Origin of the sequence: Tropicibacter alexandrii (genome assembly GCF_003667315.2) — a bacterium.
GTDB classification, from domain to species: domain Bacteria; phylum Pseudomonadota; class Alphaproteobacteria; order Rhodobacterales; family Rhodobacteraceae; genus Tropicibacter; species Tropicibacter alexandrii.
In genome coordinates this window covers 1-7,102 of the sequence record NZ_RCTZ02000041.1, presented here as the reverse complement: position 1 = coordinate 7,102, position 7,102 = coordinate 1, and the positions used below count along the sequence as shown (strand labels likewise).

Below are 7,102 nucleotides of genomic sequence, written 5' to 3'. Positions count from 1 at the left end.
GATAAAAAGCGGAAAGATATCAGCTAGCAAGGGCGATGGTGGCTCATACGAGATTGATCCGTCAGAGTTGCACCGGGTTTTTCCGCCCACTGTTGCGCAACGCGATGCGCAACACATGCAAAGCAACGATACGCAACAGACAAAATTTACCCCTGAGGGCAATCACATAGACCGTTTTGTTGAGCTGGAAAAAGAACTGGCAGTCGCCCGCGAGCGAGCCAACGGGCTGGAAGCCCAGAAGGATCAGATGGCCGACACGATCAACGATCTACGGAAGCGCCTGGACAGCTCCGAAACCCGCGTAACGGCGCTTCTGGCCGACAACAGCCCAAAGCGCAGCTCTTGGTGGCCTTGGAAGCGATCCTGACCAAAGGCAGCAATGCGGGACTTTCCTGACTTTCGCTGCGACTGCGCGGTGTGAGGTTTGTGCAGTGGCCCCACAGCGATCCTGAGATCGGCGCCGTCAGGCAGCCTCGTAGCTGGAGAAGATTTCCGTCCTGCCATCTCCGAGGATCAGGAACACGTCGTAGGCTTCCCGCTCATCCTCTGGCCCCATGCCCGGTGATCCGTAAGGCATCCCAGGCACGGCGAGACCGACGGCATCGGGGCGCTCGGATAGCAGCCGTCGAATGTCGGCCGTCGGCACGTGTCCTTCGATCATGTAGCCCTCGATTTCGCCGGTGTGGCAGGAGGTCATGTTCTGGGGGATGCCGTTCTCGAGCTTGTGCCGGATCAGGAGGGTGCCGAAGCTGCGCTCGGTGGTGACCTTAAATCCGTTCTCTTTGAGGATCTCGATCCAAGCTGTGCAGCAGCCACAGTTCGGGTCTTTCAGAACGTGGATCGCGGGAGAGCTTTGAGACAGTCCGGCGGTCGGTGCCGTCGCGGCGAAGCAAGCGGCGGAGGCCATCACGGCGCGGCGGGTGAGGGTCATCAGGGTTCCTTTCAGGTCTTTGCGGCGGCGCGATCGGGGCGTGTCTCAGCGGTCAGATCGACGTGACCCGCAGGTTCAGGCGTGCCGGTAGGACGGAAGAACAGCAGCCGCAGGGCGTTCATCGTCACCAGCAAGGTGGCACCGGTATCCGCGAGGATTGCGATCCAAAGGCCGGTGATCCCGAGCACGGTAGTCACGAGGAATATCGCCTTGAGGCCGAGCGCAATCGCGATGTTCTGGCGGATGTTCGAAATGGTCGCACGGGAGAGGCGGATCTTGCCCGGCACATCGGTCACACGGTTGCGCAGGATCGCCGCGTCGGCCGTCTCGAGCGCCACGTCGGTGCCCGAGCCCAAGCGTGCTGTCGATGCCCTTTGCGGATGGAATGCTGGACATCGATTATTTCCCCGTAACGTTTTCTTCTCGGTGGTTACGTTCGGGCTTGTTCTGCGCCGAGCGGAAGCTGTCCCAGAACAGCAGGGCCGCACCGCAGAAAATCGCCACATCCGCAAGATTGAAGGACGGCCAGTGGTATGTTCCGTAATGGAAATCCAGAAAATCCGGGACGGCCTGATAACGCAGCCGGTCGAGGACATTGCCGAGCGCGCCGCCGATGATCAGACCGAGAGCGGCAGCCGTCAGCCTGTCCGGCGCGCGCCACAACCAGATCAGCAGCCATGCCACGATCACGCCAGCAAGCGCGATGAGACCCCACCAAGGCACGATCCCGCCCAGCATACCGAAGCTGACTCCATCGTTCAGAACCCGCACGAGATTGAGAAAGGGTAGAACCTCGACGCCGCGCTCAAGCGCCGGTGTGTTCAGCGCAAGCGCCTTGGTACCCTGATCGAGGCCGAACGCCGCGATCGCGCAGAGCCCGCCCAGAACGCGGCTGTTCATGCCGCTGCCTTCAGATCGGCCCGCGCATCGCGGATGATTGCCCAAGACGAGTGCAGGAACAGTCCGGCGATGCCGAAGGCGACGATGAGGTCCGGCCAGGCGCTGCCCAGCCACGCCACGAGACCGGCGGCAACGACAACCGCCGCATTGCCGATGGCGTCGTTGCGCGAGAATAGCCAGACGGCCCGCATGTTCGCGTCGCCCTTGCGGAACCGCAGCAGCGGCAGAACGGAGATGACGTTGACGACAAGGGCGATCATGCCAAGCAGGCCCATTAGACCTGCATCCGGCGTCGTCCGTTCGAAGACTCGCACGATGGTCGTGCCGAGGACGCCAAGGCCGAGCAGGCCGAGGAAGATGCCTTGGATCAAGGCCGACCGTGCCCGCCAGGCGAGGCTCCAGCCGATGGCCAGCAGGCCAAGGAAGGTGATCGCGCCGTCGCCGATGAAATCGAGCGCATCGGCCTTCACGGCCTGCGATCCGGAAATGAAACCGCCGATCATTTCGAGGACCCCGTATCCCACGTTCAGGATCACGACGATCCAGAGGGCACGGCGGTAGGCCGGGTCCTGATGGGCGGGATTCGGCGGAATGTCTTCATCGCCCTCGATCCGGTCGAAGCCATAGCCTGTCACCGCGACTGCCTTTTCGATGTCCGGCAGGCGCACTTCGGGTGCAGTCAGTGTCATGATGTGCGTCGCGGCCGACACTTTCACATCGCCGGGCGCGACCCCGGCTGCCTGTGCCGCCCGCTCGATCTGCGCGGCATCCTTGGCGCAATCCATACCGGAAACCCGGTAACGGACGGGCGGGACATCTGCCGTCGATCCGGCATTTTCGGTGTTGGCCATGGTCGCGCTATTCCTGCTAGGATGAATCGAAGAACAACATATCAGCGAGGAGTGATATGGCGCAATTGGTCGATGACCGCAAGAGCGCAACCATCGAGCGACGGGCGAAGCTGTTCCGCGGCTTCGCGGACCCGAGCCGCCTGGCCATCCTCGGTGCACTTTGCAACGAGCCATTGGCCGTTCACGAGCTCGTCGAGCGGACCGAACTATCGCAACCCAACGTCTCCAACCATCTGAGGTGCCTGCTGGACTGCGGGCTTGTCGCCAGCGACCGCGAAGGGCGCTTCATCCGTTACCGTATCAGCAACCCGCGCATCACGGTCCTTCTGAACGATGTGGACGCACTTCTCGACGTGGTCGCAAAGGGTGTTGAGGCGTGTGACAATTATCGTGAGGCGTGAGTCAGAACGGACGGCCGGTCGACTCGGCGCAGATCGGTTGGAAAGATGTTGTCCGTGTGCAGGGTCCGACCGGAATCCTGCTGAGGTTCGACAAGCTGGCTTCGGAAGAGACACCATTCATGTATCACTGCCACATCCTCGAACACGAGGATGCGGGCATGATGGGGCAGTTTACGGTCACATAACAGGACCCCACCCGCTCGACACCGGGCGTCGTCAAGAGCTTACGTCTTCTTGCGGCGTTCTATCAGGTGCCGGTGTCGCCTTGTTGAAACGCATTACGGAGTATGTCTAGACCCGAACGGAGAACACCTCGCTAAGCTGCGGGTCCGCCGAAGCGGCCGTCCAGTCGCTCGGCAGCATTCGTCAAAAAGGGCTCAAAGCTGTCATCCGGCCATGGGGTGGGCGAACCGCAAGCACCCACCGCCAAAGTCGATGAGCCTACTGGAGCCGTTCGGCGATCCATAGCTTGATCAGCGATTGCCGCGTCACGCCCAGGTGTCGAGCCTGCTTGTCCAGGCCCTCTACGACCCATGCCGGAAAATCCACGTTCACGCGCTTGGGCTGGTCATTCGGGCGACGGGCCTGGGACCAATCAATTGCACCGCTCACGTCCTCACCGGCGTCGAATTTCTTATCGAACTCAGTTGCCTTCATAGTATCCGATCTCCTCTTTCCGGGCGCGGCGCACCGAGATGATCCGGACCGCATCACCTCGCGGTGTCCAGACGGCCGCCCAGTGCTTGCCCTCGATCTTCCCAATCGAGATGAACCGAGGTTCATCCTCGATCTTCCCAATCGAGATGAACCGAGGTTCATCCTCGGTCTTGGCGGGCGCTTCGAGCATCCACGGGTCATCCCAAAGGGCCTGTGCCTGATCGAAGTCGATGCCATGCTTCGACAGATTCGAGGCACTTTTAGCGGGGTCATACTCAAAATCCATGCGTAAATATGGTATAGTAATTATCCATTTTCAAGCATGGTCCTATGTGACCACCGCCGCCAGCCCGACCCTCCGATATTCGGAGGTCTCCGGTCCGAGCTGGCTCCGCGCATCATTCCGACCGCCCCCCATATGGCAGGGGCGGGATGGTGCGCAGCCGCCCCCGGGGCGGCTTCCGGCGAGAGGTCCAGGAGGGCGCAGCGCCTCCGGCCCAACGGCAATTAGCGGAGCGGCTCGAAGAGAATTGCCTAGTGGGTTGTCATTTTAAATGACAATTCTGTCGCTCTCCGCTATCACCGTCCCATGTTCAAGGCAGCGATCCGCGTCAACAAGTTCACCAGCATCGCCCAGCTTCGCGGGGCGTCCCTCCATGCGCAGCGTCACGACGAGACCGGCAAGGCACGGGTCCGGGACGATGCGGAACCCGGCTTCGGTCTCGCCTGGTCGAAGGCCGAGAACGACCGCGACTATCTCGCCGCCTTCAAGGCCCACAAGTCCGAGCTGGGGGCCGGCGAACGGAAGAATGCCCCGATTGCCTTGCAGGCCATCTGCGTGGTCTCGCCGGAATGGGTGGAAAAGGCCGGCAACCTGCACGACCCCGACAACCCGCATAACCGCCAGCTCTTCGACCAGGCGAAGGCATGGGCCGAGAGCTGGGGCGGCGAGGGATCGGTGATCGCCACCCGCCTCGATCTCGATGAGAAGGGCGGGGCCGTGGTCGATGTTCTGGTCTCTCCCGTCCGGGAAAGCCGGGGCAAGCCGGTGATCTCGACCAACAAGGCGCTTCGGGAGATGAAGGAGGCCACGGGCGAGCGAAACGAATACTCCGCCTTGCAAACGTCCTGGGCCGACTGGTGCCGCGAGAATCTGGACAGCGAAATCGTGCGCGGCACCCGCAAGGAAATCACGCAGCGCCAGCACCTGTCCCCGGAAACCTATGGTGCGGTCATGGACAAGGCCCGTGAGAGCGTCAGAGCGCCCTCTGAGGGCCTGTGGGACGCCATCAGGGACGCAGACCTCTCAGAAGGCCAGACAGAGGCCCTGAGCGACCTCCTGATGCTCAAGGGGGAGATCACCCGCCACAAGGCCCAAGGAAGCGCCTACGAGCCTCCCAAGGGCGCTCTGACGTTGGATCGGGTAGGTGGAGACGCCAACACCGATCCGTGGCCCTTCATCGAGGCAATCAGATCCGGGGCAGAACGGATCTATGACATGGCTCATCGTTGCGGTGTGGGACTCCGGGAAAATATGAGTGATCGGTATGAGGCCGGGCGCGATCTCTTCCCCAGCCTGTCCGACCGGATGCACTTGGCAGCGGTGGTGGCGAAGTGTGGGGCGTTCATGGCGAGGATGGAAGCTGCGGTGAAGAACATGTTGCGGCCTGATGTTCCCCAGATCGAGGACAGGACCTGCTGGCCACAGGAAGCCCTGGCCGAGGTGGAGCGTCACGAGATGAACCTTGGCCTGACAGCTCCCGCGGCTCAGGAAGAAACCCGGTCAGAACGGGAAAATGATCTTACCGACCGTGCCAGCCGGGAACGGGATCGAGGGTCCAGCCACGGTCTCTGACCCCTAGTGTTAATAGTGTTACCTACGGAGTATGTTACGGGGCCGAAAATCACCCCTAACCTACTGCTAGGGAAACAGGAAACTATCCACAGGGTTCCGAAACTAACGAATTTGGGTTCCGAAACTAACGAATTTGGGTTCCGAAACTAACGAACGGATTTCGCCCCCAAATCGGGTCCTGATATAACGAACTTGACGAACTGCCCGTTCCTGGCCGATGCTGGTTCCCGATATAACGAACTCAACCAGGCGAACGGATGCCGCTGCTCCCCGACAGACACCCCCAGAAGGACTTTTTCATCCTCGACATCTCCGATGTGGTGCCGAAGGACGACATGGCCTCGATGGAGCATCCGCTGTTCTCGCTCGCCACCAAGCCGGACATGCGCCACCTTGAATATCGCGGCGGTGACAACCGGCTGAAAATCGTGCCGTCCGGGGTCGGCCTGCCCACGATCTTCGACAAAGACATCCTGATTTTCTGCGTGAGCCAGCTCATGCACCGCAAGAACCGGGGCGAGAAGATCGGAAAGCGGGTTCGCTTCAGCGCCCGCGAGCTGATGATTACCACCAACCGCAAGACGGGCGGGATCGAGTATCAGCGCTTGGAACAGGCATTCCAGAGGCTCATCGGGACAACCTTCCAGACCGACATTCAGACCGGCAACAAGCGCGAGACACGCTTTTTCAGCCTGCTGGAATCGGGCAGCGGGTTCGTCATGAAGGAAGAGGGCAAGTGGCGGCTCGACTACTGCGAGGTGATCCTGTCCGACTGGGTGATGCGCGCGATCGAGGGCGACGAGGTCGTGACGATCTCGAACGATTATTTCCGGCTGCGCCGCCCGCTGGAACGCCGCCTGTATGAGATCGGCCGCAAGCACTGCGGGGGCCAGCCGAAATGGCAGATCGGCCTCTCCAAGCTTCAGGAAAAGACCGGCAGCAATGCCCCTCTGAAGAAGTTCCGGCTGAACATCCGCCAGATCATTGAGGACGATCACACGCCGTTCTATCGCATGGAGCTGACCGCCGAAGACCTGGTGATTTTCCGACCGCGTTCGCCACAAAACGAACTCCTACCCGAGGTCAGGCTTCCGGGGTGGGCCGAGGACAAGGCGAGGATCATCGCCAGGGAGAAAGGCCGGGACTACTACGCCCTGCGCTCCGACTGGCTGGCGTTCGCCAAGAGTGAAGCGGCCAAGGGCAACCCACCGAAGAACGCAGGCGCTGCTTTTGTGGCCTATTGCGGGAAGCAGGATAGCTTGCGTTAGCCGGGCCTAGCCCTGCCTCGATCAGGTTCCATTGGCGTTGTGCCACGCAACGCGATACCTTGTTGCGCAACAGGCAAAAGCAACGAGGCGCAACGGCATGAAATATTCACTCTCAGAGGCTGCAAAGGCCACCGGAAAGAACAAGACAACAATCCAGAGGGCGATAAAAAGCGGAAAGATATCAGCTAGCAAGGGCGATGGTGGCTCATACGAGATTGATCCGTCAGAGTTGCACCGGG

At 61.0% G+C, this 7,102-nt stretch carries 11 protein-coding genes and 1 pseudogene; 6 read left to right on the top strand and 6 right to left on the bottom strand.

Annotation, left to right across the window (positions count from 1 at the left end; genetic code table 11):
• Positions 1–367 (top strand): hypothetical protein (locus D8Z78_RS24805; protein ID WP_206169734.1); only part of this gene is annotated, 367 nt, incomplete at its 5' end.
• A 96-nt stretch (positions 368–463) separates the two neighbouring features.
• Here the strand turns inward: D8Z78_RS24805 and D8Z78_RS24100 are convergent.
• The 4 genes and pseudogenes from D8Z78_RS24100 to D8Z78_RS24085 form a co-directional block, all read right to left on the bottom strand.
• A complete protein-coding gene (locus D8Z78_RS24100) occupies positions 464–931 on the bottom strand; it encodes a DUF411 domain-containing protein (RefSeq protein ID WP_121634690.1) in 468 nt (155 codons plus the stop codon).
• An 11-nt stretch (positions 932–942) separates the two neighbouring features.
• Positions 943–1,338, bottom strand: a pseudogene (locus D8Z78_RS24095) (heavy metal translocating P-type ATPase); the annotation flags it as partial.
• Positions 1,331–1,831, bottom strand: coding sequence for a signal peptidase II (gene lspA / locus D8Z78_RS24090; protein WP_009807499.1), 501 nt, complete (start codon positions 1,829–1,831; stop codon positions 1,331–1,333). The pseudogene D8Z78_RS24095 and the gene lspA, both read right to left, overlap by 8 nt.
• Positions 1,828–2,682, bottom strand: coding sequence for a cation efflux transmembrane domain-containing protein (locus tag D8Z78_RS24085; RefSeq protein WP_036708216.1), 855 nt, complete (start codon positions 2,680–2,682; stop codon positions 1,828–1,830). Before D8Z78_RS24085 ends, lspA begins: the two co-directional genes overlap by 4 nt.
• A gap of 56 nt (positions 2,683–2,738) precedes the next feature.
• On the opposite strand from D8Z78_RS24085, the gene D8Z78_RS24080 reads away from it, so the two are divergent.
• Both D8Z78_RS24080 and D8Z78_RS24075 read left to right on the top strand, forming a co-directional pair.
• On the top strand, positions 2,739–3,083 hold the full coding sequence (locus D8Z78_RS24080; protein ID WP_054522777.1) for an ArsR/SmtB family transcription factor: 345 nt from the start codon (positions 2,739–2,741) through the stop codon (positions 3,081–3,083).
• Entirely contained in the window at positions 3,080–3,268 is a 189-nt protein-coding gene (locus D8Z78_RS24075) for a multicopper oxidase domain-containing protein (RefSeq protein ID WP_035746442.1), read from the top strand. The genes D8Z78_RS24080 and D8Z78_RS24075 overlap by 4 nt, the downstream gene beginning before the upstream one ends.
• Before the next feature lie 256 nt (positions 3,269–3,524).
• Here D8Z78_RS24075 and brnA read toward each other — a convergent pair whose 3' ends face one another.
• Positions 3,525–3,740, bottom strand: a complete 216-nt coding sequence (gene brnA, locus D8Z78_RS24070; RefSeq protein ID WP_121634688.1) for a type II toxin-antitoxin system BrnA family antitoxin — start codon at positions 3,738–3,740, stop codon at positions 3,525–3,527.
• Complete coding sequence (locus D8Z78_RS24065; protein ID WP_128910923.1) at positions 3,727–4,026, bottom strand: BrnT family toxin; 300 nt, start codon at positions 4,024–4,026, stop codon at positions 3,727–3,729. Before D8Z78_RS24065 ends, brnA begins: the two co-directional genes overlap by 14 nt.
• Before the next feature lie 303 nt (positions 4,027–4,329).
• Between D8Z78_RS24065 and D8Z78_RS24060 the strand changes: the two genes are divergently transcribed.
• The 3 genes from D8Z78_RS24060 to D8Z78_RS25415 all read left to right on the top strand — a co-directional run.
• Positions 4,330–5,595, top strand: coding sequence for a plasmid recombination protein (locus tag D8Z78_RS24060; RefSeq protein ID WP_121634746.1), 1,266 nt, complete (start codon positions 4,330–4,332; stop codon positions 5,593–5,595).
• 257 nt (positions 5,596–5,852) lie between these two features.
• Positions 5,853–6,863, top strand: a complete 1,011-nt coding sequence (locus D8Z78_RS24055; RefSeq protein ID WP_121634693.1) for a replication initiator protein A — start codon at positions 5,853–5,855, stop codon at positions 6,861–6,863.
• Between the two features lie 97 nt (positions 6,864–6,960).
• Positions 6,961–7,102: helix-turn-helix domain-containing protein (locus D8Z78_RS25415; RefSeq protein ID WP_128910922.1), on the top strand; the 142-nt coding region annotated here is incomplete at its 3' end.

Coding starts and splice junctions, on each gene's coding strand:
- D8Z78_RS24100 (WP_121634690.1), bottom strand. CDS start 931: ATGACCCTCACCCGCCGCGCCGTGATGGCCTCCGCCGCTTGCTTCGCC.
- D8Z78_RS24060 (WP_121634746.1), top strand. CDS start 4,330: ATGTTCAAGGCAGCGATCCGCGTCAACAAGTTCACCAGCATCGCCCAG.
- lspA (WP_009807499.1), bottom strand. CDS start 1,831: ATGAACAGCCGCGTTCTGGGCGGGCTCTGCGCGATCGCGGCGTTCGGC.
- D8Z78_RS24080 (WP_054522777.1), top strand. CDS start 2,739: ATGGCGCAATTGGTCGATGACCGCAAGAGCGCAACCATCGAGCGACGG.
- brnA (WP_121634688.1), bottom strand. CDS start 3,740: ATGAAGGCAACTGAGTTCGATAAGAAATTCGACGCCGGTGAGGACGTG.
- D8Z78_RS24065 (WP_128910923.1), bottom strand. CDS start 4,026: ATGGATTTTGAGTATGACCCCGCTAAAAGTGCCTCGAATCTGTCGAAG.
- D8Z78_RS24055 (WP_121634693.1), top strand. CDS start 5,853: ATGCCGCTGCTCCCCGACAGACACCCCCAGAAGGACTTTTTCATCCTC.
- D8Z78_RS24085 (WP_036708216.1), bottom strand. CDS start 2,682: ATGGCCAACACCGAAAATGCCGGATCGACGGCAGATGTCCCGCCCGTC.